Source organism: Streptomyces sp. R818 (assembly GCF_056172735.1).
Genome location: NZ_JAOCNE010000006.1, coordinates 159,259 through 184,628, shown reverse-complemented (window position 1 = coordinate 184,628; position 25,370 = coordinate 159,259). Strand labels below are relative to the sequence as shown.

General features: G+C 71.7%; 22 protein-coding genes, 1 tRNA gene and 2 pseudogenes. 6 read left to right on the top strand and 19 right to left on the bottom strand.

Annotated features, from left to right (window positions below; all coding sequences use genetic code 11):
* Positions 1-84 precede the first annotated feature (84 nt).
* The 4 genes from N5I75_RS17240 to N5I75_RS17225 are packed head-to-tail and all read right to left on the bottom strand — an operon-like array spanning position 85 to position 3,158.
* Positions 85-594: a GNAT family N-acetyltransferase gene (locus N5I75_RS17240; protein WP_476678493.1), complete on the bottom strand. Its 510-nt coding sequence runs from the start codon at positions 592-594 to the stop codon at positions 85-87.
* Positions 591-1,352: an energy-coupling factor ABC transporter ATP-binding protein gene (locus N5I75_RS17235; protein ID WP_476678491.1), complete on the bottom strand. Its 762-nt coding sequence runs from the start codon at positions 1,350-1,352 to the stop codon at positions 591-593. The genes N5I75_RS17240 and N5I75_RS17235 overlap by 4 nt, the downstream gene beginning before the upstream one ends.
* Entirely contained in the window at positions 1,340-2,101 is a 762-nt protein-coding gene (cbiQ, locus tag N5I75_RS17230; RefSeq protein WP_476678489.1) for a cobalt ECF transporter T component CbiQ, read from the bottom strand. Before cbiQ ends, N5I75_RS17235 begins: the two co-directional genes overlap by 13 nt.
* Before the next feature lies 1 nt (position 2,102).
* On the bottom strand, positions 2,103-3,158 hold the full coding sequence (locus N5I75_RS17225) for an energy-coupling factor ABC transporter permease (protein WP_476678487.1): 1,056 nt from the start codon (positions 3,156-3,158) through the stop codon (positions 2,103-2,105).
* Between the two features lie 166 nt (positions 3,159-3,324).
* Between N5I75_RS17225 and N5I75_RS17220 the strand changes: the two genes are divergently transcribed.
* A complete protein-coding gene (locus tag N5I75_RS17220; protein WP_476678485.1) occupies positions 3,325-3,702 on the top strand; it encodes an SsgA family sporulation/cell division regulator in 378 nt (125 codons plus the stop codon).
* Between the two features lie 12 nt (positions 3,703-3,714).
* Here the strand turns inward: N5I75_RS17220 and N5I75_RS17215 are convergent, their stop codons facing one another.
* Positions 3,715-5,907: an MMPL family transporter gene (locus N5I75_RS17215; RefSeq protein ID WP_476678483.1), complete on the bottom strand. Its 2,193-nt coding sequence runs from the start codon at positions 5,905-5,907 to the stop codon at positions 3,715-3,717.
* A gap of 115 nt (positions 5,908-6,022) precedes the next feature.
* Complete coding sequence (locus N5I75_RS17210) at positions 6,023-6,610, bottom strand: TetR/AcrR family transcriptional regulator (RefSeq protein ID WP_476678481.1); 588 nt, start codon at positions 6,608-6,610, stop codon at positions 6,023-6,025.
* Positions 6,611-6,767: 157 nt separating this feature from the next.
* Here N5I75_RS17210 and N5I75_RS17205 point away from each other — a divergent pair.
* Positions 6,768-10,060: pseudogene (locus tag N5I75_RS17205) on the top strand (S41 family peptidase).
* Positions 10,061-10,127: 67 nt separating this feature from the next.
* On the opposite strand, the gene N5I75_RS17200 reads toward N5I75_RS17205, so the two are convergent.
* From N5I75_RS17200 to N5I75_RS17185, 4 genes are all read right to left on the bottom strand, one after another.
* Positions 10,128-10,325: a hypothetical protein gene (locus N5I75_RS17200; protein ID WP_476678479.1), complete on the bottom strand. Its 198-nt coding sequence runs from the start codon at positions 10,323-10,325 to the stop codon at positions 10,128-10,130.
* Positions 10,326-10,443: 118 nt separating this feature from the next.
* On the bottom strand, positions 10,444-11,319 hold the full coding sequence (locus N5I75_RS17195) for an SDR family oxidoreductase (RefSeq protein ID WP_476678478.1): 876 nt from the start codon (positions 11,317-11,319) through the stop codon (positions 10,444-10,446).
* The gene (locus N5I75_RS17190) at positions 11,316-12,257 is read right to left on the bottom strand and encodes an alpha/beta fold hydrolase (RefSeq protein ID WP_476678476.1); all 942 of its coding nucleotides are present in this window, start codon (positions 12,255-12,257) and stop codon (positions 11,316-11,318) included. Before N5I75_RS17190 ends, N5I75_RS17195 begins: the two co-directional genes overlap by 4 nt.
* On the bottom strand, positions 12,254-13,783 hold the full coding sequence (locus N5I75_RS17185; RefSeq protein ID WP_476678475.1) for a flavin-containing monooxygenase: 1,530 nt from the start codon (positions 13,781-13,783) through the stop codon (positions 12,254-12,256). The genes N5I75_RS17190 and N5I75_RS17185 overlap by 4 nt, the downstream gene beginning before the upstream one ends.
* Positions 13,784-13,980: 197 nt before the next feature.
* On the opposite strand from N5I75_RS17185, the gene N5I75_RS17180 reads away from it, so the two are divergent.
* The gene (locus tag N5I75_RS17180) at positions 13,981-14,604 is read left to right on the top strand and encodes a MerR family transcriptional regulator (protein ID WP_476679520.1); all 624 of its coding nucleotides are present in this window, start codon (positions 13,981-13,983) and stop codon (positions 14,602-14,604) included.
* A 2-nt stretch (positions 14,605-14,606) separates the two neighbouring features.
* Here the strand turns inward: N5I75_RS17180 and N5I75_RS17175 are convergent, their stop codons facing one another.
* Positions 14,607-15,590: a DUF6528 family protein gene (locus N5I75_RS17175; protein WP_476678473.1), complete on the bottom strand. Its 984-nt coding sequence runs from the start codon at positions 15,588-15,590 to the stop codon at positions 14,607-14,609.
* 309 nt (positions 15,591-15,899) lie between these two features.
* Between N5I75_RS17175 and N5I75_RS17170 the strand changes: the two genes are divergently transcribed.
* Positions 15,900-17,240 (top strand): recombinase family protein, encoded by a 1,341-nt coding sequence (locus N5I75_RS17170; RefSeq protein WP_476678472.1) that lies wholly within the window; start codon positions 15,900-15,902, stop codon positions 17,238-17,240.
* A gap of 63 nt (positions 17,241-17,303) precedes the next feature.
* On the opposite strand, the gene N5I75_RS17165 is transcribed toward N5I75_RS17170, so the two are convergent.
* Positions 17,304-18,128, bottom strand: coding sequence for an exodeoxyribonuclease III (locus N5I75_RS17165; RefSeq protein ID WP_476678470.1), 825 nt, complete (start codon positions 18,126-18,128; stop codon positions 17,304-17,306).
* A 46-nt stretch (positions 18,129-18,174) separates the two neighbouring features.
* Here N5I75_RS17165 and N5I75_RS17160 point away from each other — a divergent pair, with 46 nt between their 5' ends.
* On the top strand, positions 18,175-18,681 hold the full coding sequence (locus N5I75_RS17160; RefSeq protein WP_476678468.1) for a GNAT family N-acetyltransferase: 507 nt from the start codon (positions 18,175-18,177) through the stop codon (positions 18,679-18,681).
* A 108-nt stretch (positions 18,682-18,789) separates the two neighbouring features.
* Here the strand turns inward: N5I75_RS17160 and N5I75_RS17155 are convergent.
* The 7 genes and pseudogenes from N5I75_RS17155 to galU form a co-directional block, all read right to left on the bottom strand.
* Positions 18,790-18,863, bottom strand: a tRNA-Ala gene (locus N5I75_RS17155).
* Positions 18,864-18,932: 69 nt separating this feature from the next.
* Complete coding sequence (gene sepX, locus N5I75_RS17150; RefSeq protein WP_476678466.1) at positions 18,933-20,081, bottom strand: divisome protein SepX/GlpR; 1,149 nt, start codon at positions 20,079-20,081, stop codon at positions 18,933-18,935.
* 169 nt (positions 20,082-20,250) lie between these two features.
* On the bottom strand, positions 20,251-20,919 hold the full coding sequence (locus N5I75_RS17145) for a GNAT family N-acetyltransferase (RefSeq protein ID WP_476679519.1): 669 nt from the start codon (positions 20,917-20,919) through the stop codon (positions 20,251-20,253).
* Between the two features lie 296 nt (positions 20,920-21,215).
* Positions 21,216-21,719 (bottom strand): annotated as a pseudogene (locus tag N5I75_RS17140) (MogA/MoaB family molybdenum cofactor biosynthesis protein); the annotation flags it as partial.
* On the bottom strand, positions 21,716-22,222 hold the full coding sequence (gene moaC / locus N5I75_RS17135) for a cyclic pyranopterin monophosphate synthase MoaC (protein ID WP_476678464.1): 507 nt from the start codon (positions 22,220-22,222) through the stop codon (positions 21,716-21,718). The pseudogene N5I75_RS17140 and the gene moaC, both read right to left, overlap by 4 nt.
* A 105-nt stretch (positions 22,223-22,327) precedes the next feature.
* Complete coding sequence (glp, locus tag N5I75_RS17130; RefSeq protein ID WP_476678462.1) at positions 22,328-23,689, bottom strand: molybdotransferase-like divisome protein Glp; 1,362 nt, start codon at positions 23,687-23,689, stop codon at positions 22,328-22,330.
* Between the two features lie 4 nt (positions 23,690-23,693).
* Positions 23,694-24,596, bottom strand: coding sequence for a UTP--glucose-1-phosphate uridylyltransferase GalU (gene galU / locus N5I75_RS17125; protein ID WP_476678461.1), 903 nt, complete (start codon positions 24,594-24,596; stop codon positions 23,694-23,696).
* Between the two features lie 94 nt (positions 24,597-24,690).
* Between galU and N5I75_RS17120 the strand changes: the two genes are divergently transcribed.
* Positions 24,691-25,314, top strand: a complete 624-nt coding sequence (locus N5I75_RS17120; RefSeq protein ID WP_476678459.1) for a 5-formyltetrahydrofolate cyclo-ligase — start codon at positions 24,691-24,693, stop codon at positions 25,312-25,314.
* Positions 25,315-25,370 lie beyond the last annotated feature (56 nt).

Below are 25,370 nucleotides of genomic sequence, written 5' to 3'. Positions count from 1 at the left end.
ACGGTGGGTGCAACAGGCAACGATGCCGGTTGATTCCACTCGGAAAGCTTTTACAGAGCTCGGGAAGCTTCTGCAGAGCCGCTCTTACAGCGCTCGGCTCCAGCGCGTCTCGCCGTCCTCCACGACGTCGGTCGGCGCGAGCCCCGCCGATCTGGCCACGGCGGCGGACGCCTCGTGGTCCGGGTGGATGTGCGCGATCACCGTCCGCGAACGGCCCGTCCGGGCCAGCCAGTCGACAATGCCTCGCGCCGCCTCCCCGGCGATGCCCCTGCCCTGCCACGGCGTGCCCACCACCCACGCGACCTCCGCGAGAGCGAGGGGGCCGTTCAGCGTCGCCTGCACCGTTCCCGTGAGGCAGGACGCCTCGCGCAGGCGGATCACCCAGTTCAGCCAGGTGACGGCCGGGTCCGGGGAGCCCGCGGTCAGGCGCTCGTAGCGGGCGCGCAGGGCGTCGGGGGTGTGCGGGGCGCCGCCGATGTACGTGTGCAGCGCCGGGTCGGCGAGCACGCCCGCCATCTCGGGCGCGTGCGCGACCTCCAGCGGGAGGAGGTCGAGACGGGCCGTAGCGAACGCCTCGGCCACGGTCCCGCTCAATGCGCCTTTCCCACGACCGACTTCGGGTCGAACCCGAACGGCAGCTCCAGGCGGTGGGCCCGCATCAGGTCCTCGTCGACGAGCAGGTCGCCCGTCGCGCCGTCCGCCGCGATCGTGCCCTCGCTCAGGATCACCGCACGGGGGCAGAGCTCAAGGGCGTACGGGAGATCGTGCGTGACCATGAGGACCGTCACGTCCAACGAGCGCAGGATGTCGGCCAGTTCGCGGCGCGAGGCCGGGTCCAGGTTCGAGGACGGCTCGTCCAGGACGAGGATCTCCGGTTCCATCGCAAGGACCGTCGCGACCGCGACCCGGCGGCGCTGGCCGAAGGAGAGGTGGTGCGGGGGGCGGTCCGCGTACTCCTCCATGCCGACCGACGCGAGCGCCTTGCGGACCCGGGCCTCGAGGTCGGGGCCCTTCATGCCCGCCGCCGCCGGGCCGAAGGCCACGTCCTCGCGGACCGTCGGCATGAACAGCTGGTCGTCGGGGTCCTGGAAGACGATGCCGACCTTGCGGCGGATCTCGGCCATGTTCCGCTTGTCGACGGGCAGCCCGGCGACGGTCACCGTGCCCGCTCCGCCGGTCAGGATGCCGTTGAGGTGCAGGACGAGGGTGGTCTTGCCTGCGCCGTTCGGGCCGAGCAGCGCGACTCGCTCACCCTTCGCGATCGTCAGGTCGACGCCGAAGAGGGCCTGGTGGCCGTCGGGGTAGGCGTAGGCCAGGCCGGAAACTTCAAGAGAGGCAGTCACAGCGTCCATCCCAGCAGACAGACCACGAGCGCCGCACACGGGAGGGCCAGCGCCGCCCGCCACTGCGTCCGGGAGGCCGTCACCTCGTCGATCACCGGCATCGACCCCGCGTACCCCCGGCTGACCATCGCCAGATGCACGCGCTCACCCCGTTCGTAGGAGCGGATGAACAGCGCCCCGGCCGATTTCGCGAGGACGCCCCAGTGCCGGACGCCGCTCGCCTCGAAGCCGCGCGACTCCCGCGCGATCTTCATGCGCCGCATCTCGTCCGTGATGACATCGCCGTAGCGGATCATGAACGACGCGATCTGGACGAGGAGGGGTGGGAGTTTCAGGCGTTGCAGGCCCAGCAACAACTCCCGCAGCTCCGTCGTCGAGGCCAGCAGCACCGACGCCGCGACCCCCAGCGTGCCCTTCGCCAGCACGTTCCACGCGCCCCACAGACCGCTCTCGCTCAGCGACATGCCGAGCACCTGCACCCGTTCGCCCTCCGCGACGAACGGCATCAGGACCGCGAACGCCACGAACGGGACCTCGATCAGCAGGCGCTTCAGCAGATAGCCCGCCGGGACCCGGGCCACGTACGCCACCGTCCCGAGCAGCATCGCGTACAGGGCGAACGCCCACATCGCCTCGCGCGGCGTCGAGACGACGACCACGACGAAGCAGAAGACCGCGGCCAGTTTGGTGTGGGGCGGTAGCGCGTGGACCGGCGAGTGCCCGGCTCGGTAGAGGCGGTGGGCGTGCCCGGCGCCCATGTCAGACCGATTCCGTCGCGGTGACCTCGGTGGACGCCGCGTCGCTCGTCCGGCGCCTGCGCAGCGCCCAGAAGATCCCGGACCCGGCGACGACGGTCACGCCGACGCCGATGATCCCGGCGAGGCCGCCGGAGACCCGGGCGTCGGTGATGTCCTTGACGCCGTAGTCGGCGAGCGGCGAGTCGGCGGAGGCGTGCTCCTTGGTCTTGCTGTCGATGCCCTTGTCGTGGGCGACCTTCTCCAGGCCGTCGGGGTTGGCCGAGGCGTAGAAGGAGACGAAGCCGGCGAGGACGAGGGAGGTGACCAGGCCGGTGATCCAGAACTTGCGGTGCGAGCGCGGGGCGGCGGGGGCGGGCGCGGCGGCGGGGGCGTCGACCAGTTCGCCGCCGATCCGCAGCTTGAGCGGCTGGGTCAGGCCGCGGGCGCCGTGGACCAGGTCCGGGCGGACGGCGACGACCGCGCCGACGGTCAGCGCCGTGATCACGGCCTCGCCGATGCCGATGAGGACGTGGACGCCGATCATCGCGGTGGCGACCTTGCCGATCGAGACGTCGGTCGTCCCTCCGATGGCGTAGAGGAGGGTGAAGACGATCGCGGCGGCCGGGACGGAGAGCACGGCGGCCACGAAGGAGGCGACCGTGATCGAGCGGCGGCCGCGCGGCAGCACCTTCACGAGGCCCCGGAAGACGAGGTAGGCGACGACCGTGGTGGTGATCGCCATGTCCGTGATGTTCACGCCGAGCGCGGTCAGGCCGCCGTCCGCGAAGAGGACGCCCTGCATCAGGAGCACCACGGAGACGCAGAGGACCCCTGTGTAGGGGCCGACCAGTATCGCGGCCAGGGCGCCTCCGAGGAGGTGGCCGCTGGTGCCCGCCGCGACGGGGAAGTTCAGCATCTGCACGGCGAAGATGAACGCCGCGACGAGTCCGGCGAGCGGCGCGGTGCGTTCGTCCAGCTCACGGCGGGCGCCGCGCAGGCTGACGGCGACGGCGCCCGCGGCGACGACACCGGCGGCCGCCGAGACGGGGGCATTGATGAATCCGTCGGGTACATGCATGGCAGGGCACTCCGGCGCTCGGGCAGATGGTTAACCGTTCGATGATAGTGCCCTGTTGCGAACGGCTTGCAAGAGCGTCTCACCACCAATTGCCCCGGCTTCGTACACGCGGGCCCTGCCACACTCACCGTGACGCACATAACAGACTTATGGGACATTGGATGACATGACCGTCGGCATAGAGCAGTACGTCGAGCAGTACGTCCGCGCCCATGTCGTCACCGACTCCGCGGACGGCCACCGGGCCGTGCCCGCCATCCTGCGCTACGACGGCCTCGTCCACGTCACGCTGCCCGGCGCCGGCGCCTGGTCCTTCCCGCGCGACCTCCTCGAACGCGGTCTGCGGGCGCCGGTCAGCGGCGAGCACGTCCGGATCTGGCCGTGCGGACGGGTCCAGGCCGTCATCGAGTTCCACCCGCGGGAGAACCAGGAGCCCGGAAAGCCGAACGGGGTGACGGTCGTGCAGTTCGACGTGAAAGCGCTGATCCGCTTCCTGCGTCGTACGTACACGGCCGTCACCCCGGCGGCGACGGTCACGACCTAGAGCCGCGAGGGCTCACGCGTCGACGAGCTGCCGCTCCTTCTCCTGGGCCGCGTTCAGGCCCTCGCCCTCGACGTCCACGTTCGGCAGCGCCCGGTCCAGCCACTTCGGCAGCCACCAGGCCCGCTTGCCGAGCAGCGCGAGCACCGCGGGCACGATCGTCATGCGGACCACGAACGCGTCGAGGAAGACGGCGATCGCGAGGCCGAAGCCGATCATCTTGACCATCTGCTCGGAGGAGCCGATGAAGCCGGCGAACACCGCGATCATGATGACCGCCGCGGCCGTCACCACGCGGGCGCCGTGCCGGAACCCGGTGACGATCGCCTGCGCGGGCCGCTCCCCGTGGACGTACGCCTCGCGCATCCGGGTCACGAGGAAGACCTCGTAGTCCATCGCGAGTCCGAAGACGACGCCCACCATGAAGATCGGCATCATCGACATGACCGGACCGGTCTGTTCCACGCCGAAGAGCGAGCCGAGCCAGCCCCACTGGTAGACGGCGACGACGGCGCCGAGCGCGGCGAGCACCGAGAGCAGGAAGCCGAGGGCCGCCTTGAGCGGGACCAGGACCGAGCGGAAGACGACCATCAGGAGCAGGAAGGCGAGGCCGACGACGAGCGCGAGGTAGGGCACGAGCGCGTCGTTGAGCTTCTGCGAGACGTCGATGTTCATGGCCGTGGAGCCGGTGACCGCGAGTTCGGCGCCGGTGTCGGCCTTGATGTCCTTGCCCGCGTCGCGGATGGCGTGGACGACGTTCTCCGTCTCGACGGAGGACGGCTTGTACTTCGAGACGACGTTGACGATGGCCGTGTCACCGGCCTTGTTGAAGGTCGCCGGGGTGACGGCCGCGACGCCGTCCGTGCCCTTGATCTCCTTGACGACGCGGTCGACGGCGGCCTTCGGGTCGTCCGCGCCCTTGGCGTCGACGACTGTCATGAGCGGGCCGTTGAAGCCGGGGCCGAAGCCGTCGGAGAGCAGGTCGTAGGCCTTGCGCTGGGTGGTGTCGGTGGGCTGGACGCCGTCGTCGGGCAGGCCGAGCTCCAGCGAGGTGACCGGGATGGCCATGGCGCCGAGACCGATGACGCCCGCGACGAGGACCATGACCGGGCGGCGCAGCACGAAGCGGGCCCAGCGGGTGCCCATGTTGGCCTTGGGCTCCGCGTCGGTGGGCTCGGCCTGCGCCTTGCGGGCCTTGCGGCCGTGGACGCGCTTGCCGACGTAGCCGAGGAGCGCGGGTATCAGGGTCAGCGCGATGAGGACGGCGATGGCGACCGTGCCGGCCGCGGCGACGCCCATCTTCGTCAGCATCGGGATGTTGACGACGGCGAGGCCGACCAGGGCGATGACGACGGTCAGACCGGCGAAGACGACCGCCGAACCTGCCGTGCCGACGGCCCGTCCGGCCGCCTCCTCGTGCTGACGGCCCTCGGCGAGTTCCGCGCGGTAGCGGGAGACGATGAACAGCGCGTAGTCGATGCCGACCGCGAGGCCGATCATCATCGCGAGGATCGAGGTGGTGGAGCCGAGGTCGAGCGCGTTGGCGAGCGCGGTGATCGTGGAGACGCCGATGCCGACGCCGATCAGCGCGGTGAGCAGCGGGAGCCCGGCCGCGATCAGCGAGCCGAAGGTGATGACCAGGACGACGGCCGCGACCGCGATGCCGATGACCTCGGTGGCGCCGGTCTCCGGCATGGCCTGGAACGCGTCGCCGCCGGCCTCGACGGTCAGCCCCGTCTTCTTCGCGTCGTCGATGACCTTCTGCAGTGCGTCACGGTCGTCGTCGGTCAGCTCCATGGAGGAGACCTTGTACGTGGCCGTGGTGTACGCGATCGTGCCGTCCTTGCTCACCGTCTTGGCGACGTACGGGTCGGCGACCGAGGCGACCTGCTTGGAGCTGGACTTGAGCGCGGAGACGGTGTCCTGGACGTCCGCCTTGTTGGCGGCGCCGGTGAGCTTCTCGTCCGTCGGCGCCTTGAAGACGATGCGGGCGGTCGCGCCGTCCGCGGCCGAGCCGGGGAAGCGCGCGTCGAGCAGGTCGAACGCCTTCTGCGCCTCGGTGCCGGGGATCGAGAAGGAGCTGGAGGCGGCCTTCGGCGCGGTGGCGGCGCCCACGCCCGCGAGCGTGAGCAGCGCGATCCATATCAGGACGACGAAGTGGCGCCGCCGGTAGGCGAGCTTGCCGAGTTTGTAGAGGAAGGTGGCCACGAGGGCGTACTCCGGTCAGGTCAGGGGGGCAGGCAGGATCAGCCCGACGACGTGAGCGGTCGCGTCAGGTGCGGGGGAAAACGGGGTGCAGCGGGTGGAGCGGGGTGCTGCGGGGTCAGGCGCTGAGGGCGGGGAGGACGACAGCGTCGATGTACGAGGTGAGGTAGGCCTGGGTCGGCGGCTGTTCGTCGACGATCGTGCGGGTGGCGAACGCGCCGATCAGCATGTGGAGCACATAGCCGAGCCCCGGGTTGTCGGCCCGGATCTCGCCGCGCTCCACGGCTCTCCTCAGCAGCCGGTCGAGCCCCGACAGCTCGGGCTCGACGATCCATTCCCGGAAGGCTTCCAGGAGGTCGGGGTTGGCGTGCACGGCGACCATCAGGCCGCGCATCAGCGCACTGTTCTGCTCCATGTGACAGTCGTCCTCGCGGACGGCCATCGCGTGCAGGTCACCGCGGAGCGAGCCGGTGTCGATCTCGGCGAACCGCGGCTTCTGGTGCCGCAGCGCCTTCACGACCAGCTCCGCCTTGCCGCCCCACTGGCGGTAGAGCGTCGCCTTGCTGGCCCGGGTCCTGGCGGCGACGGCGTCCATCGTCAGGGCGTCGTAACCGACCTCGCGGAGCAGATCGAGCACGGCGCCGTACAGCTCGGCCTCGCGCTCGGGGGTGATCCGGCTGCGGCGCGCCGTTGCCTCCGCGACCATGATCGTCACCTCTTCCTCGGATCTCGTACGCCCTGAACATACCCTGCGCGCTAACGAAACGAAACCGTTTCGTACGTGGGGTCCACCACAGTCGTAAGGAACGTGTAGGGACATCTGCCCGGTTGCCGGAGGCCGCAACGCGGAAAAGCATGAGGAGGTGACTGAAGACGCAGACCGGGCCTACCTTCGATTCCCGCACCTGAGCGGCGAGCGACTCTGCTTCGTCGTCGAGGACGACCTGTGGGTCGCGCCCGTCGACGGCTCCGCGCGGGCCTGGCGGATCACCGTCGACCGCACGAAGGTCAGCCATCCGCGCTTCTCCCCGGACGGCAGCCGGATCGCGTACACGACCTGGCGCAGCCTCGACCCGGAGATCTACGTGTCCCCGGCCGACGGCGGCTCCGCCCGGCGCCTCACCTACTGGGGCAGCGTCGACACGCAGGTGCGCGGCTGGACCCCGGACGGCGACATCCTCGCGGTGGCCTCGCACGGCGAGCCGTTCTCCTACTTCACCTTCGCCTACCGCGTCCCCACCGACGGCTCCCCCGGCGGCAAGCTGCCCTGGGGCCCGGTCTCCGACATCCAGGTCGCCGACATCGACGGCAAACGCAGGACGCTGCTCCTCACCGGGACACCGCCGCACGAACCCGCCTCCTGGAAACGCTACCGGGGCGGCGCCCAGGGCCGCCTGTGGATGCACGGCGAGCGCATCCTCGCCGACCTCGACGGCCACCTCGACGACCCGATGTTCGTGGACGGCCGCATCGCGTTCCTCTCCGACCACGAGGGCATCGGCAACGTCTACTCGTGCCTGCCCGACGGGTCCGACCTCACCCGCCACACCGACCACGACGCCTTCTACGCCCGCCACGCCTCCAGCGACGGCACCCGCGTCGTCTACCAGTGCGCGGGCGAGGTCTGGCTCCTCGACGACCTCTCACCGGCCTCGCGCCCGCGCCGCCTCGACGTGCGGCTCGGCGGGCCGCGCGCCGGACGCCGCTCCTACCAGGTCCCGGCCTCGCTCCACGTCGACGCGCTCTCCGTCGACGAGACCGGGCGGGCCAGCGCCGTCGTCGTGCGCGGCAGCCTGTACTGGCTGACCCACCGCGACGGCCCGGCCCGCACCATCGCCGACACCCCGGGCGTCCGCGTCCGGCTGCCCGAGATGCTCGGCTCCGGCGGCCAGGTCGCGTACGTCACCGACGCGGCGGGCGAGGACAGCGTGGAGATCGCCTACCTGCCGCGCGCCACCGGCGACCGCCCGCCGCGCCGCCTCGCGGGCGGCGACCTGGGCCGCGTACAGGAGCTGGTCAGCGACCCGGCCGGGGATCGCCTGGCCATCGCCTCGCACGACGGACGGCTCCTGCTCATCGACGCGGGCGAGGAGACGGAGGGGACGGACGGGACGGAGGGGACAGGGGAGTCGGAGGGGTCGGAGGGGTCGGAGGCGTCGGCGGGGCAGGTCATAGAGCTGATCCGGTCGGTCAACGGGCCCGTCCGCGATCTCGCCTTCTCGCCCGACGGCGCCTGGCTCACCTGGTCGCACCCGGGCATCGGCCGCTCCCTGCGGCAGATCAAGATGGCCCGGATCAAGGACCGCACGATCGTCGACGTCACCGACGGCCGCTTCGAGGACGAGAACCCGGTCTTCACCCGCGACGGCCGCTACCTGGCGTTCCTGTCCTGGCGCGGCTTCGATCCGGTCTACGACGTGCACACCGGCGACCTGTCCTTCCCGCTCGGCTGCCGCCCCTACCTCGTACCGCTGTCGTCGGCGACGGCCTCGCCGTTCGCGCTCTCGCCGGACGGGCGCACGGCGGCGGGCGGGCTCGACCCCGTCGAGGAGAGCAACGGCTCGGGGCTGACCCAGGCGGCGCCCACCGTCGAGATCGAGGGGCTCGCCACCCGTCTGCCCCCCGGCGCCGCCTCCAAGTACCGGGGCTGCCCCGTCGCGGGCGCGGGCTGTCTGGCTGCGTGCCGATCCGGGCGCGCTCGGCGAGACTTCGCCAACCGGCGACACCCTCCAGCACGCTCCGCACTTCTCCCTCCGCCAAGTGCAAGAAGACGCAGCTCGTCGACCACATGGACTGGTTCGCGGTCAGCGGCGACGGCACCCGGCTCGTCGTCGGCGACGAGGGCGAGCTGCGCGCCGTCCCCTCCACCGAGAGCGGCGACAGCGACTCCACCGTCTGGATCGACCTGCGCCGCATCCTGCACGAGGCCGACCCGCCCGCCGAGTGGCGCGGCGCCTTCGAGGAGGCGGGCCGGATCATCCGCGCCTACTTCTGGGAGCCGCACCTGGGCGGCATCGACTGGTCCGGCGTGCTCGACCAGTACCGGCCGCTCGTCGAACGGGTCGCGTCGCCGGACGAGTTCGGCGACCTGCTCCGCGAGGTCCTCGGCGAGCTCGGCACCTCCCACGCCTACGTCTCCGCCGCCCGGCGCAACGAGGGCCCGGCCCACTACCAGCGCGCCCAGGGCCTCCTCGGCGCCAACTTCGTCTGCCGCGACGAGGGCTGGATGGTCCAGCGCATCCTGCCCGGCGACTCCTCCGACTCCAAGGCCCGCTCCCCGCTGGCCGGTACCGGTATCCGCGAGGGCGCGATCCTCACGCACGTCGACGGGCGCCCGGTCGACCCGGTCGCGGGCCCGTTCCCGCTGCTCGCGGGCGCGGGCGGGACCACCGTCGAGCTGACCTTCACCCGCTCCGAGGGCGGCGGCCGGCCGCGCCGCGTCGCCGTCGTCCCCCTCGTCGACGAACGCCCCCTGCGCTACCAGGACTGGGTCGCCAAACGCCGTGACGTCGTCCGGGAGTTGAGCGGCGGCAAGTGCGGCTACCTGCACATCCCCGACATGGGCGGCTCAGGATGGGCCCAGTTCAACCGCGACCTGCGCATGGAGGTGTCCCGGCCCGCCCTCATCGTCGACGTACGGGGCAACGCGGGCGGCCACATCAGCGAGCTGGTCATCGAGAAACTCAGCCGCAGGATCATCGGCTGGGACCTCACGCGCAACGCCCAGGCCGTCTCCTACGCCTCCAACGCGCCGCGCGGTCCGGTCGTCGCCCTCGCCGACGAGGCGACCTCCTCCGACGGCGACATGATCACCGCCGCGTTCAAGCTGCTCGGGCTCGGGCCCGTCGTCGGCCAGCGCACGTGGGGCGGTGTCGTCGGCATGACCGGGCGCCACAAGCTCGGCGACGGCACGGTGATCACGGTGCCGATGAACGCGGCCTGGTTCCCCGAGTACGGCTGGTCGATCGAGAACCGGGGCGTCGACCCCGACATCGAGGCGCTGCGCACCCCGCTCGACTGGGCCGAGGGCCGGTACGCGCAGCTCGACGACGCGGTCCGCGTCGCGCTCGACCTCCTGGACGAGCAGGGCGCCCTCGATCCGCCGGACCTCTCGGACGTGCCGGACAAGCGGAGGCCGCCGCTGCCGCCCCGGTAGGCCCGGGACGTGGAAGAGGCCCCACCCGGCGTCCCGGGTGGGGCCTCTTCGCTCTCAGGACAGGGCGTCAGGCGTCGCGGCCCTGGTCGAACGTGTCCTGCGCCCGGTCACGCGCCTGCTGGCCACGCTGCTGGCCACGCTCGCGCAGCTCGTCCTGGCCCTGCTGCCCGCGCTCGCGCGCCTGGTCCTGCGCGTCGCCCGCGCGGCCCTTGGCCTTGTTGGAGAGCTCGTCGGCCTTGTCCTGGAACTGGTCCTTGATGCCCATGCTGTGTTCACTCCCGAAGGGGTAGGTGGGGTGGGGCTCGACCAGACTGACACGCCGGGACATCGGCCGCATTTCGATCAATAACGGACCGTGGCGAGGGCGGAAAACTGCAGGTCGGTCAGTGTGTACGGGCCGTCTCGTCGGCGGCGCCACCCGCACCGACCAGACCCCGCGACACACTCCCGAGCCGCGGCTCGAACCGGCGCATCTCGCGCTGCCCGACCGTCCCGATGACCGCGGGCAGATAACCGCGGATGCCCTGCATGCCCCGCAGCCACCACTGCGCGTACACGTGCGAGGAGCGCCGCTCGATGCCCACCACGAGCCGGTCGACGGCCGGGCCCAGCGGATACGTCTTGTTGGACGGCCAGGGCAGCCGCTGGCGCAGCTCGCGCATCACGTCGTCCTGGTCGGCACCGCGCACCATGTCGGTGTCGGTCCAGGACAGGTAGCCGATGCCGACCTTCACGCCCTTGTAGCCGACCTCGGCGCGCAGGCTGTGCGCGTACGCCTCCACGCCCGACTTCGACGCGCAGTACGCGGACATCATCGGCGCGGGCGTGATCGCGGCGAGCGAGGCGATCTGGAGCAGGTAGCCGCGGGACTCCGTGAGTACGGGGAGGAAGGCGCGGCCCGTCACGGCGGAGCCGATGAGGTTGACCTCGATGACGCGGCGCCAGGCGACCGGGTCCGAGTCGACGAACGGGCCGCCCGTCGCCACACCGGCGTTGGCCACGACGATGTCGACCTTGCCGAACCGCTCCTTCACCTCGGCGGCGACCCGTGCCATCGCCTCGTGGTCGGTGACGTCGGCGTGCCACCAGTCGGCGTCGGAGTGCAGCCGCCCGGCGACCTGCTTCAGCTCGTCCGGCTCCAGACCGACGAGCGCGATCTTCGCGCCGCGCGCGGACAGCTTGCGCGCGAGCAGCTCACCGACCCCGCGCGCCGCACCCGTGACGACCGCGACCTGACCCTCAAGGCTGACCCTGCTCATGCGACATCCGCCCCTTTTTCCGTTCGGTTCTTCAGGTACTGGGCGGCCAGTTCACGGATCTCGCCCGTGACGGCCTCCGGCGCCTCGATGGGCGTCATGTGCCCCATGCCGGGCAGTTCGGTCAGCCCCACGCACTCGGGCAGCGCGGCGGCGATCCGCCGGGCGTGCACGATCGGGGTGAGCCGGTCCGCGGTGCCGCCGAGCACGGCCACGGGGAGCGTCAGCTCAGCCAGGGCCGCGTCCATGTCGAGCGTCTCCAGGACGTGCGACCAGCCGTACCGCACATCGCGCGGGCAGGCGTGCACGATGTGGGCGCACGCCTCGACCTGGCCGGGTGCGGCGCCGGGCCCCATGGTCGCGTACTTCAGGATCCGCTTGCCGAGCGGCGTGACGGGCCCGAGCGGCGCCTTCGACCCGAGGATCGACTTCGTCAGCCTGGTCCGCACCGCGCCCGCGAGGAGAAGCGGCACGACGGTCGCCTCGGCCACCAGCCGCGAACTGCCGGTGCTGCACAGCAGAACGGCGGCAGCGTGCTCCTTGAACCTCTCCCGCCCGGCGGCGGCCATCATCGTCATGCCGCCCATGGAGTGCCCGGCGAGCACGGCCCGCTCACCCGGCGCGAGCACCGCGCCCAGCACGGCCTCCAGGTCGTCGGCGAGCATGTCGGCGGTGTACGGGAGCCGGGTCGCGGCGGGTGAACGGCCGTGCCCGCGCTGGTCGTAGACGATCACCCGGTGATCGGTGGACAGGGCGCGGATCTGCGCGGCCCAGAACGCCGTCGAACACGTCCACCCGTGCGACAGCACCACCGCGGGCGCGTCGTCCGGGCCGTGCACCTCCACGTACAGCCGTGATCCGTCCGCGGAGACGGCGGTCAGTTCGCGGGCGGGGACGGGCGGCGCGTAGGGCCCGGTCCGCATGTGGGGCAGCCGGCTCATGCGGCGCTCACCTCAGCCTTCTTCTCGGTTCCCGTTCCGGTGCGGGCGTCGGGCGCGCGGAGCACCTCGTACTCCCCCACGTCCACATGGCGCGTGGCCTGCCGGAACTCGGTCGTGGTGCCGGGCCACACGGTCGTGTTGACCCCGTTCTCGTCGAGGTACCAGCTGGTGCAGCCGCCGGTGTTCCACACGGTCCGCCGCATCCGGTCCTGTACGCGGTTGTTCCAGCCGGTGACCGCGGTCTCGCGCGGGGTGAGGGCGACGCGGCCGCCGAGCACGTGCAACTGGCGCAGATAGTCCGCCAGGTAGTTCAGCTGGGCCTCGATCATCAGGATCATCGAGGAGTTCCCGAGCCCGGTGTTGGGCCCGATGACCGTCATGAAGTTCGGGAACCCGGCCGCGGTCGCCCCGCGCAGGGCGGCCATCCCGCCCTTCCAGCTCTCGGCGAGGCTGACGCCGTCGGCGCCGATGACGCGCTCGGCGATCGGCATGTCGGTGACGTGGAACCCGGTCCCGAAGACGATCGCGTCGGCCTCGGCCTCGGTGCCGTCGGCGGCGACGAGGGTGTTCCCGCGTATCTCGCTCAGCCCGGACGCCACGACCTCGACATGGGGCTGGGCGAGCGCGGGATAGTACGTGTTGGACAGCAGGATCCGCTTGCAGCCGATGCGGTAGTCGGGCGTCAGCTTGGCGCGGAGGGCCGGGTCCTTGATCGCCCGGTACATGTTCCGCTTGGCGAGCCGCTCGACCAGGCCCAGTTCGTCGGGGTGCTTGGTGAACGCCTGGACCTGCAACTCCCGGATGCCCCACAGCACTCCGCGCCGCGCCTGCGTGGTGAACGGCAGCTGCCGGTGCAGCCAGCGCTCGGCCCTGGTGATGGCGCGATCGGCGCGCGGCATGACCCACGGCGGCGTGCGCTGGAAGAGGGTGAGCCGCCCGACCTCCTTCTGGACGGCGGGCACGATCTGGATGGCGGAGGCGCCGGTCCCGATCATGGCGACGCGCTTGCCGCGCAGGTCGTAATCGTGGTCCCAGCGGGCGGAGTGGAAGACCTTGCCGGGGAAGGTGTCGAGCCCAGGCATGTCCGGCACCTTGGGGTCGGAGAGCGGCCCGGTGGCGGAGACGACGACGTCGGCGGTGAGCGGGCCGGAGGCGGTGTCGATCTCCCACCGGAGCCGCTCGCCGTCCCACCGCGCCTGCGTGACCTCGGAGTTGAGGCGGATGTGCGGCCGCAGCCGGAAGGTGTCGGCGACGTGCTCCAGGTACTCCCGGATCCGCTCCTGCCCGGAGAAGGTGCGCGGCCAGTCCGGGTTCGGGGCGAAGGAGAACGAGTACAGGTGCGAGGGCACGTCGCAGGCGCAGCCCGGGTAGCTGTTGTCGCGCCAGGTGCCGCCCACCGCGTCGGCGCGCTCCAGGACCACGAAGTCGGTGACGCCCTCGCGGCGCAGTCTGACCGCCGCGCCGAGGCCGCCGAAGCCGGACCCGATCACCGCCACCCGTACGTGTTCGTGCTCCTGCTCGGGCATACCGGCGCCTCCCTTGCCGCGCGACTCTGCCAGTGAACACTGGCACAGTGGGGAGCGTAGAGCAGAGCCGTACTCATGGGTAGGGGTCGGGCCGAGGAAAGTTACCCCCAGTACGGCTTAGGGTCGTGGTCGTGGCAGAAACGGCGACGGACGCAGGTGACGACAGGGAGAGCGGGCCCGGGCCCCGCGAGTACCGCATGGAGGAGTTGGCGGCGGCCGCCGGCATCACGGTCCGCACCGTCCGCTTCTACCGCGAACGCGGCCTGATCAAGCCGCCCCGCCGCGAGGGCCGCATCGCCTGGTACGACGAGACGCACCTGACCCGGCTGCGGACGATCGCCGCGCTCCTGGACCGCGGCCACACCCTCAACGGCATCACGGAGCTGTCCGAGGCGTTCGACCGCGGCCGCGACGTCGGCGAACTCCTGGGCCTCGGCGAACCCACGGAGGAGACCCCCGTCCGCCTCACCCCCGAGGAACTGGCCGACCACTTCGCGGGCGAGGTGACCCCGGAGAACCTCCAGGCGGCCCTGGACCTCGGCTACCTCGGCACCGACGGCGAGGAGATCGTCCACGTCAGCCGCCGCCTCCTGGAGGTCTCCTCGGCCCTGGTCCGCGAGGGCATCCCGCTGGCCGAGGTCCTCTCGGCGGCGAGCCGCGTCCGCGAACACGCCGACGCCATGGCCACCCTCTTCACGGAGATGGTCCTGGCCCACGGCACGGAGAAGGACGTACAGCGCTTGCGGCCGCTGGCGAAGTCGGTGGTGGAGGCGGAACTGTCGATGGCCCTGGACAGGAAGCTGCCCCCGCGGGGCGCCTGACCTCAGGCCGGCAGCCACCACCGCGCCTTGTAGATCCCGCCGCCCACCAGCTTGTACGCACCCGGCGGCCGGTGCAGGCTCACGGTCGTCGTCCACCAGGTCTCTTCGAGCCCGGGCTCGGGGACGGTGGTGACGACCCGCCCCGTACGCGGATCATCACCGACGCACTTCACACCTTTCCGGCTGATCTCGCCGACCCCGGCGAAATCCTGGAGGAACACCCGCCCGTTCATGTCGTACTGGAAGACGGCCGCGCTGGTCGACACCCACATCCGCCCCGGCCGCCCGGCGACGGGGAACAGATCGTGCCCGCCGGCGGACCTCCCCGGCGTCGCGACCGGCAGCGGATCGGCGAAGAGCCGCGTGAGGGCGGGCCGCGCCGCCGTCCCCGTCACCTCGTACGCGACCAGCTCGTCATCGCCCATCGCCCACAGCACCCGGCGCCGCCGGTCCCAGTGCAGCCCGTGCGCGCCCTTCAGCTCGGCCTCGGCGAACCGCGTGGCGAGCGGCCCGAGCGACGCGGCGTACAACCGCACCCGCGCGCCCGTGCTGCACGCGACCGCCACGTTCCCGTCCGGCAGGATCTCCGCGGTGTGCGGGTTGAACAGATCGTCCCCGGGCCCGAGAGCCGTCCCCCAGTACCGCCGCCCGCTCGGCCACTCCACGACACCGACGAACCCGAACGACGCCGTGGTCAGCAGATACGTCCGCCCGCGATACCGCCGCACCTTGGCCTCGCTGGGGTACACCCAGCTGACCTCCGGCTCCAGATCCCGGTACCGCCGATCCCCGACCGGCGAGAACGCCCACCGCACGACCCCGGGATCGACAGCCGGATCCCAGACGTCCCGCCCCGGATCAAGAACGAGGATCCGCTTACTGGCCTGCTCGGTGAGCAACACCGGCGCCACCCGCACCCCGGCCCCACGCGCCGCCCCGACACCCCCGAACGCGACCGCGACCCCGGCCCCGGCGGCCCCGGCCAACAGCCCACGCCTCGACGGAACATGAGGAACCCCGGCCATCACGACCCCCTCAACTGCCAGGTCATCAACCCGGACCGGTCATGTACGCGTCCAATACGCGTCCAAAATTCTCATGCCGCGCCAGATCTCGTAAGGCACGCGACAAGACATCTCGTCACGGCCGGGCCGTTCGAGTGCTCACACCTTCGAGGTACATGACGCCTGTTCGAACCCCGAGGCCCATCCGTGTCATCAGAGTTGTCACAACAAAACCCCGGCGGCTGTCCGACCAGCCCCGGGGCACGGCCGACACTCCCCAGGAGTACCGACATGTCCGAGCATAACTCCCGTCCGACACGGTCCGATCAGATTCTCAACAAGCCCCCAGGAGCCCTCGGAGTCCTACGACTGAGCAACGTCACCAAGGCGACCACGTCACCCGGCAGGCAACGCGCCGCCGTGGAGCGAGGCGCGCAGCACCTGGGTCTCGACCTGATCGCCGTGGCAGCAGATCTCGGAGTCTCCGCACGAAAGACGTCCCCGTTCGAACGGCCGTCGCTCTCCGCATGGCTGCGCAGGCCCGAGGAGTACGAAGCCATCGTGTGGTCACACGTCGACCGTGCCGTGCGCTCTCTCACCCACATGTCGGAGTTGCTCGCCTGGGCGGAGGAGCACGCGACGACGCTCGTGTTCGCCATGCCGGAAGAACCGCACCCTCTCGTCGTCCCGCCCCTGGCGGACGGCAAAGTCGTCCGACGGTGCATGGAACTCGCCGGCGCCGCCGAGCACGAGGCACGTGCCATCTCCGCCCGCCTGACCGGCGCCCACGAAGCTCTGCGCGCGTCCGGCCGGTACGCCGGCGGTCTTGTCCCCTTCGGCTACCGCAAAGCCCCTCACCCCTCCGGAAGCGGCTGGTGTCTCACCCCTGACACGGAGGCGACTGCACTGCTGCGCGTCATCCTGGATCGCGTCTACGCCGGGGAGTCCCTCATGTCCATCGCCCGCGGCCTCAACGAGGTGAACGCTCTGGTTCCCCGTGACCGCCACGCCCTGTCCCAGGGGCGCCCCACGGGCGGCGTCCGGCACGGGCGCACCTTCGAGAAGTTCAGGTGGACGTCCGGAACGCTGTCGAAGGTGCTGCGCTCCCCGTCGCTGATGGGGCACCGCATTCACCGAGGTCACTCGGTCCTCGACGGGGACGGTCGCCCGGTCCTGATCGGCGCACCCGTACTGGACGAGAGCGAGTTCCTCGCCCTCCAGGACATCCTGACGGCACGGTCAAGCGGAACCAGGCAGTCCCGCATGCCGCAACCCCGGCTCCTGACGCGAGTCGCACACTGCGGCGGATGCGGTGGCCGCATGTACTACAGGACGCGAAAAACCCAAACGTACGGCGACTACGTATGTGCCGCCGCGGCAAACGGTCTGCGGTGCCAGGCCGCGGCAGCTATGAGGTCGGACTGGCTGGAAGACTACGTGCTCGATGGCTATCGAAGGGCGACAGGTGTGAGCGGATCGGCGAGTCGTACGGACCTCCTGGCAGCCGGAGTGCGCGTCACTGTCACGAAGGGCCGTTGCGGCGGCGACAGCACACGTCTCTCGGGGCCGGACACAGCACGCCTGACCTTCACGATGGGGGCACCTCAGAGCACCGCGGTCCCGACGGCCTGATGCCACGCAAGGCGGGGCGCTCGGCTCGCTCGACGCCGACGTCCCGCCTTGCGCGCCCCTCGCCTACTGCTCGAAGACCGCCGTCACCGGCGCATGGTCGGACCAACGCTGCTCATGGGTGGCAGCACGCTCGACGTAGGCCTTGATCGCTTTGGTGGCCAACCCGGGAGTTGACGCGATGACGTCAATTCTCCACCCTGTGTCATTGTCGAAGGCCCGCCCCCGGTACGACCACCACGAGTACGGCCCCTCCACCCCCGGATGCAGCGCCCGCACCACATCCACGTAGCCGCCGTCGGCCGCGTCGTACACCCGGCTCAGCCACTCGCGCTCCTCGGGCAGGAAGCCGGAGTTCTTCTTGTTGCCGCGCCAGTTCTTGAGGTCGGCCTCGGTGTGGGCGATGTTCCAGTCGCCGCAGACGACGACCTCGCGGCCGTCGGCGGCGGCGCGGACGCGCAGATCCTTGAGGTAGGTGAGGAACTCGTCCATGAAGCGGATCTTCTCGTCCTGGCGCTCCGTGCCGACCTCGCCGGAGGGCAGGTAGAGGCTGGCGACGATCACGCCGGGCAGGTGGGCCTCGACATAGCGGCCACTGGTGTCGAACTCCTCGGACCCGAAGCCGATCCGTACGTGGTCGGGGGCGCGGCGGGTGTAGAGGGAGACACCGGCCCGGCCCTTGGCGGCGGCGGGCGCGTGCACGGCGTGCCAGCCCTCGGGGGCGCCCGCCTCGGCGGGCAGCTGCCCGGGTTCGGCGCGGACCTCCTGGAGGCAGACGACGTCGGCCTCGGTGGCGGCGAGCCACTCCACGAAGCCCTTCTTGGCGGCGGCGCGGAGCCCATTCACGTTCACGGTGGTCACAGTCAGCACCGGGCCACGGTACCGGCACACTGAACAAGTACATCGCCCCTACAAGCATAGAGATACGATCACACGCATGAGTATCCAGACCTCCCCGGCCCCGGCGATAGCCCTGCGCACCGTGTCCTACGGCCACCCCGACGCGGTCGCGCTGAACGACCGCGTCCAGCTCGAGTACGCGGAGCGCTACGGCGACGAGGGCGACATCACACCGCTCGACCCGACGATGTTCACCCCGCCGCAGGGCCTCTACCTGATCGCGTACGACGAGGCGGGCACGCCCCTCGCGACCGGCGGCTGGCGCGCCCAGGACGCGAACGAGGAGGCGTACGCGGACGGCGACGCCGAGCTGAAGCGCATGTACGTCACACCGGAGGCGCGCGGCCTGGGCCTGGCCCGCCGGATCCTGGCGGCCCTGGAGGCGGACGCCCGCGCGGCGGGCCGCAGGCGCATGGTCCTGGAGACGGGCACGAAGCAGCCGGAGGCGATCGCGCTGTACGTGTCGAGCGGGTACGAGGAGTGCGCCAAGTTCGGCCTGTACCGCTTCGAGGAGCTGAGCCGCTGTTACGCGAAGGCGCTCTAGGCGGCTCTAGGCGGTGGTGGTGTGGTGACCGTCACAGCGGTCGCCCCGCCATCGCGAAGGCACAAAGCAAGAACCCCGCCGGTTTCCCGGCGGGGTTCTCAATTGCGGTGGACCTGTGGGGATTTGAACCCCAGACCCCCTCGATGCGAACGAGGTGCGCTACCAGACTGCGCCACAGGCCCTTGCAACGAGTGAAACTCTAGCACCCTCACCCGGGTGCTCCAAAATCGCTTCCGGGCTGGTCAGCCGGGTCACTCGTTGGCGGCCCTGCGACGGGCCCCGGCGTCGGCGCCGTCGTCGTACTGGTCGAAGAGCGGCGTGCGGCCGCGCTCGCGGGAGCGGCGTGCGGAGGCGGCGCGGCGGGCGTCGCTGCGGCCGTCGTCGGCGGGCTGCTCCTGCGGCGGCTCGGGCGCCGTCTGCTCGGCGGCGGAGGAGCGGGCCGCGGACCACGTCTCGAGGGCGCCGTAGTCGACACCGCCGCCCGCGCGCGGGGCGACCGGCGCGGTCACGTACGTGGGCAGCGGCACGGGGACGGGGTCCCAGCTCTCCCCGGCGCCGGGCGGGCGCTGGCGCTCGCGCTGCTGGTCGACCCACTCGGCGTGGTCGGTCTGCTCGACGAGGGCGCGCCGGTCGGCGGCGAGCGCCTCCAGGCCGGGATCGGTGCCCACCTCGGTGTCTGGGCCGTCCTCCAGGTCGTCGGCGGCGCCGCGCTGCGCGGCGGGCCGGCGGCGGCGCGGCTGGCGCTCGCGCAGGTGCTGGGCGGCGATCTCGGCGCGGCGGCGGTCCATGACGTAGGCGAAGCGGCGTCGTTCCTGGGCGCGCAGGTAGACGATGTAGGTGCTGAGCAGCAGCGCGGGTGCGACGGGCGCCCACAGGAACGCGACACCGCCGACCCCGGCGACGACGGCGCCCGCGGTGAAGGCGACGAAGAGCAGCACGGTCGTACGGCGTCTGCGCGCGAGCACCTTGGTGCGGCGGGCCCGCGCCTGCGCCTCGGCGGCGGAAGTGGTGCGCGCGGGGCGGGACTTGGCGGCGGGCTCGGCGACAGGATCGGCGGCGGGCTCCGGCTGGGGTTCGGGCGCGCGGGCGGGCTCGGGGCGCTGTCGCGTGGTGACCGGCGGTACGGCCGGGGGTACGCCGAGGGCCCGGACGTCCACCGCGTCGGTGGGCGCGTCCGGGTCGGCCGGGGGCCGCTCGTCCGTCTCCGGGGAGCGCGCCTGCAGGTCCTTGGCGTACCGGCGCTCCATGCCCGCTCGTCCGGACAGAAGTCGGATGGCGGTGCTGAAGCGTTCCGTCGGACGGGCTTCGTTCAGCTCGTCCTGCCTACGGAGCCACATCGGCACCAAGTAGGCGGCCCAGGCCCCGACGATGACTGCGTAGATGAGGCCGCTGCTGCTCACGCCTCACACCGTAGAGGGGTTTACGGGGAGCCATCCGCCAATTGAGCCGGTGTGTCGCACGATCTGCCTGATATTTCGAGCATTTTTTCCGACTGATGCGATCAACCGCCCGCCGCGGGCGCGAATTCAATGATCTGAGCACCGCAGGAGGGTAATTCGAACGTTTATTTTATTTTGAGGGTGCGCCCGGGTCGACGGCGCTGGAACCGGCCGGACCTGCGGGGTTTCCGCGCCGTCCGCGCCGCCATCGGCGAAGGAGCCCTTCGGGGACCTCTTCGGCGGTGAGCGCGAAGACGAGATGGTCGCGCCAGCCGCCGTCGATGTGCAGATAGCGGGGCCGCAGTCCCTCCTCGCGGAATCCGAGTTTCTCCACGACGCGGCGGCTCGGCCCGTTCTCCGGGCGAATGCAGACCTCGATGCGATGCAGGCCGACCGTGCGGAAGCAGTGGTCGACGGCGAGCGCGACGGCGGTGGGCATCACCCCGCGCCCGGCCACGCCCTGGTCGACCCAGTACCCGACGTGGCCCGAGCACATCGAGCCCCAGGTGATCCCGGCGACCGTCAACTGGCCCACGAGGACGCCCTGGTACTCGATGACGAACGGCAGCATCCGCCCCGCGTTCGCCTCCGAGCGCAGATGGCGGACCATCTGGCGGTAGGTGGGGCGGTGCGAGACGGGGCCGCTCGCGGTGGGCGGCGGGATGGTCGCCTCCCACGGGCGCAGCCAGTCGCGGTTGCGGCGGTTGACCTCACGCCAGGCGCGCTGGTCGCGCACCTTTATGGGGCGGAGGACGACATCGCCCTCCGCCAGGACGACGGGCCAGGACGGGCTGTTCAGTGCGCACCCCCGGCTTCGTGGGTGTCGGGTCTGGTGTCGGGTCTGGTGTCGGGTCTGGTGTCGGGTTTGGTGTCCGGTCCGGCGCCTCGTCCGGCGCCTCGTCCGGCGTCGGGTCCGGCGTCGGGCCGGGCGTCGGGTTCGGTGTGAGGTCTGGCGTCGGGCGCGGTGTCCGGACCGGTGGCGGGTCCGGCGCCTCGTCCGGCGTCGGGCCGGGCGTCGGGGTCGGTGTGAGGTCGGGCGTCGGGCGCGGTTTCCGGACCGGTGGCGGGTCCGGCGGCAGGACCGGAGGCGGGTCCGGCGGCAGGACCGGTGGCAGGTCTCGGGTGGTCGCCGCCGCGGAGTTGGTCGACGGCGTGGGTGAGCAGCGGCGCGAGGACGGCGAGACCGTCCTTCACCCCGCCGCTCGAACCCGGCAGGTTCACGATGAGTGTGCGCCCGGCGACCCCGGCGCGGCCACGCGAGAGCGCGGCGGTGGGCACCTTCTCGCGCCCGTACGCGCGGATCGCCTCCGGGATGCCAGGCACCTCGTACTCGATGACGCGGGCGGTGGCCTCGGGGGTGCGGTCGGTGGGCGAGATGCCGGTGCCGCCGGTGGTGACGACGACGTCGAACGCGGCCTGGACCGCTGCCCGCAGCGCCGCCTCCACGGGGTCGCCGTCCGGGACGACCTGGGGACCCTCCACCTCGAAGCCGAGATCGCGCAGGGCATCGGCGATCAGGGGGCCGCCCTTGTCCGCGTAGACGCCGGCGGCGGCGCGGTTGGAGGCGGTGACGACGAGGGCGCGGTAGGTCTGCGTCATGCCCGGGCCTCGCGGTTCCAGTCGCCGGACTTGCCGCCCGTCTTCTCCTCGACGCGGACGTCCGTGATGACCGCGCCCTTGTCGACGGCCTTGACCATGTCGACGACGGTGAGCGCGGCGACGGAGACCGCGGTGAGGGCCTCCATCTCCACGCCCGTACGGTCCGTCGTCTTCACGGTGGCGAGGATCTCCACGGCGTCGTCGGCGACGGACAGGTCCAGCTTCACGCCGGAGACCGCGAGCGGGTGGCAGAGCGGAATCAGGTCGGGGGTGCGCTTGGCGCCCATGATCCCGGCGATCCTGGCCGTCGCGAGGGCGTCGCCCTTGGGGACGCCCTCGCCGCGCAGCAGCTCGACCACGCGCGGCGAGACGAGGACGCGGCCGCTGGCGCGGGCGGTGCGCGCGGTGACGTCCTTCTCCGAGACGTCGACCATGCGGGCCGCGCCCGCCTCGTCGATGTGGGTGAGTCGGTCCTGCGTGAGTCGGTCCTGCGAAGTGCTCATGGTGCTGTGGCGCTCCCGATCCGAGCCGTGCGCGGTGCGGCGCGCCGGACTGCCTGTGCGCGACACGGTATCGCGGGGCCCGGGAAAACGGGCGGGCCGGGCCGGTCAGCCGAGGCGGACGACGGCCACCTCCGTGCCCGGTTCCAGGCTCGTCACGTCCTCGTCCACCACGATCAGCGCGTCCGCCTGGGCGAGCGCCGCGATGAGGTGGGAGCCGGAGCCGCCGACGGGGGTGACCGTGCCCGCCTCCTCGTCGTGGGCGCCGCGCAGGAACTGGCGGCGGCCCTGCGGGGAGGTGAGCGCCTTGTCGGCGCTCAGCACCGCGCGCGTGGTGCGCCGCGCGGTGTCGTCGTCGAGGCCCATCAGGGCGCGGATCGCGGGCCGGACGAAGAGTTCGAAGGAGACGTAGGAGGAGACCGGGTTGCCGGGCAGGGCGAGCAGCGGGGTGTGGTCGGGGCCGACGGAGCCGAAGCCCTGCGGCTTGCCGGGCTGCATGGCGAGCTTGCGGAAGTCGACGCCGCTGCCCGCGCCGATGCCGCCCTCCTCGTCGGGGTCGCCGACCGCGGAGAGGGCCTCCTTGACGACGTCGTAGGCGCCGACGCTGACGCCGCCGGTGGTGACGACGAGGTCGGCGCGGATCAGCTGGTCCTCGATGGTGGAGCGGAGCGTCTCGGCGTCGTCGGCGACCGCGCCGACCCGGTAGGCGATGGCTCCGGCGTCGCGGGCGGCGGCGGTGAGGGCGAAGCTGTTGGAGTCGTAGATCTGGCCGGGGCTCAACGGCTCGCCGGGCTGGACGAGTTCGCTGCCGGTGGAGACGACGACCACGCGCGGGCGCGGGCGTACGCGTACGGTGCCCCGGCCGATGGCGGCGAGCAGGGCGATCTGCGGCGGCCCGAGGACCGTGCCGGCGCTGAGGGCGCGGTCTCCCGCCCGGACGTCGCTGCCCTGCGCGCGTACGTGTGCGCGTGCGTCGGCGGGTCGGTGCACGCGGACCTCGCCGGAGGCGCCCTCGGGGGCGCTCGCGTGGGCGGACATCGTGGTGGCGGGGCCGGCGCCGAGCCCGCCGTCGGTCCACTCCACGGGGACGACGGCCTCGGCGCCCGGGGGCAGCGGGGCGCCGGTCATGATGCGGGCGGCCTCGCCGGGGCCGACGGTGGGCTGTTCGGCCTGGCCCGCCGCGACGTCACCGATGACGGTGAGCGCGGCGGGGAACTCCTCGCTCGCCCCGGCGACGTCGGCGACGCGCACCGCGTATCCGTCCATCGAGCTGTTGTCGAACGGGGGCAGCGAGACCGGGACCGTCACGTCCTCGACGAGCACACAGCCCTGCGCGTCGAGGATCTGCAGCTCGATGGGGTCGAGCGGGTGCACGGTGCTGAGGATGTCCGCCAGGTGCTCGCCCACCGACCAGAGGTGCTGGCTGCCGGTGTTCGACCCGCTGTGGGACGGGGTGGTCGCGCTGCTCAAAGTGCTACATCTCCTCGGTGACGTAACTGCGGAGCCAGGTCCGGAAGTCCGGGCCCAGATCTTCACGTTCGCACGCGAGTCTGACAATGGCACGCAGATAGTCGCCACGGTCGCCGGTGTCATAGCGGCGGCCCTTGAAGACGACGCCGTGCACGGGGCCGCCGATCTTCTCGTCGGCGGCGAGCTGCTGGAGCGCGTCGGTGAGCTGGATCTCGCCGCCGCGGCCCGGCTCGGTCTTGCGCAGTATGTCGAAGACGGCGGGGTCCAGGACATAGCGGCCGATGACCGCGTAGTTGGAGGGGGCGTCGGCCGGGTCGGGCTTCTCCACGAGGCCGGTGACCTTGACGACGTCGTCGTCCTCGGTGCACTGCACGGCGGCGCAGCCGTAGAGGCCGATCTGCGCGGGCGCCACCTCCATGAGGGCGACGACGCTGCCGCCATGGCGCTCCTGGGTCTCGACCATGCGCGCGAGCAGCGGGTCGCGCGGGTCGATCAGGTCGTCACCGAGAAGGACTGCGAACGGCTCGCGGCCGACGTGCGGGGCGGCGCACAGCACCGCGTGGCCGAGGCCCTTGGGGTCGCCCTGACGCACGTAGTGCATGGTCGCCAGGTCGCTGGACTCCTGGACCTTCGCGAGGCGGGCGGCGTCGCCCTTCCTCTGCAGGGCGTTCTCCAGCTCGTAGTTGCGGTCGAAGTGGTCCTCGAGAGGGCGCTTGTTCCGGCCGGTGATCATCAGGACGTCGTCGAGCCCCGCGGAGGCGGCCTCTTCGACCACGTACTGGATCGCCGGCTTGTCGACCACGGGAAGCATCTCTTTGGGAGTCGCCTTCGTGGCGGGCAGGAACCGGGTGCCGAGGCCCGCGGCGGGGATGACAGCCTTGGTGATCCTGGGGTGCGAGTCAGTCATGCCCGTCACCATATCTGCCGCCTATGGGCGGAAACTGTCGTTCCGCTGTGTAGGTACATATATGGATGCAATAGGAGAGGTTTGTGAGGTGGCTATGAGCCCACATCAAGACAACCCGCGTGGCGCTCACCCTGACAAGCGCACATTGCGACGAAAGTTCCTCGCGGTGAGGAACACATTGCCGGTGGATGACGTGCGGGCGACGGAGCTGGCCCTCGCGGAGCGGGCGTTCGAGGTCGAGGAGCTGGCGCGGGCCCGCACCGTCGCGGCGTACGTCTCCGTGGGCGGCGAGCCGGGCACCGCGCCCCTCATCGACGCGCTCCGCGCGCGCGGGACGCGGGTGCTGCTGCCGGTGCTCCTGGACGACAACGACCTGGACTGGGGCGTGTACGACGGCCCCTCCTCGCTCGTCGAGGTCCAACACCCGGGCAGGATCGCGCTGTTGGAGCCGGGCGGCGAACGGCTCGGTCCCGACGCGGTCCTGGCGGCCGATGTCGTGCTCCTGCCGGGGCTCGCCGTGGACGCGCGCGGGATGCGGCTCGGCCGGGGCGGCGGCTCGTACGACCGGGTCCTCGCCCGGCTGGAATCGGCCGGTGCACGCCCCGCACTCGTCGTGCTCCTGCACGACACCGAAGTGGTCGCGCACGTCCCGGAGGAGGCGCACGACAAGGCGGTGCACGCCGTGGTGACGCCGTCGGGGGCGCGCCGCTTCACCTAGGACCAGATGTGCGGCTCCGTCTGGGGCCAGGTGTGCGAAAGGGCCTCCACGCGCGC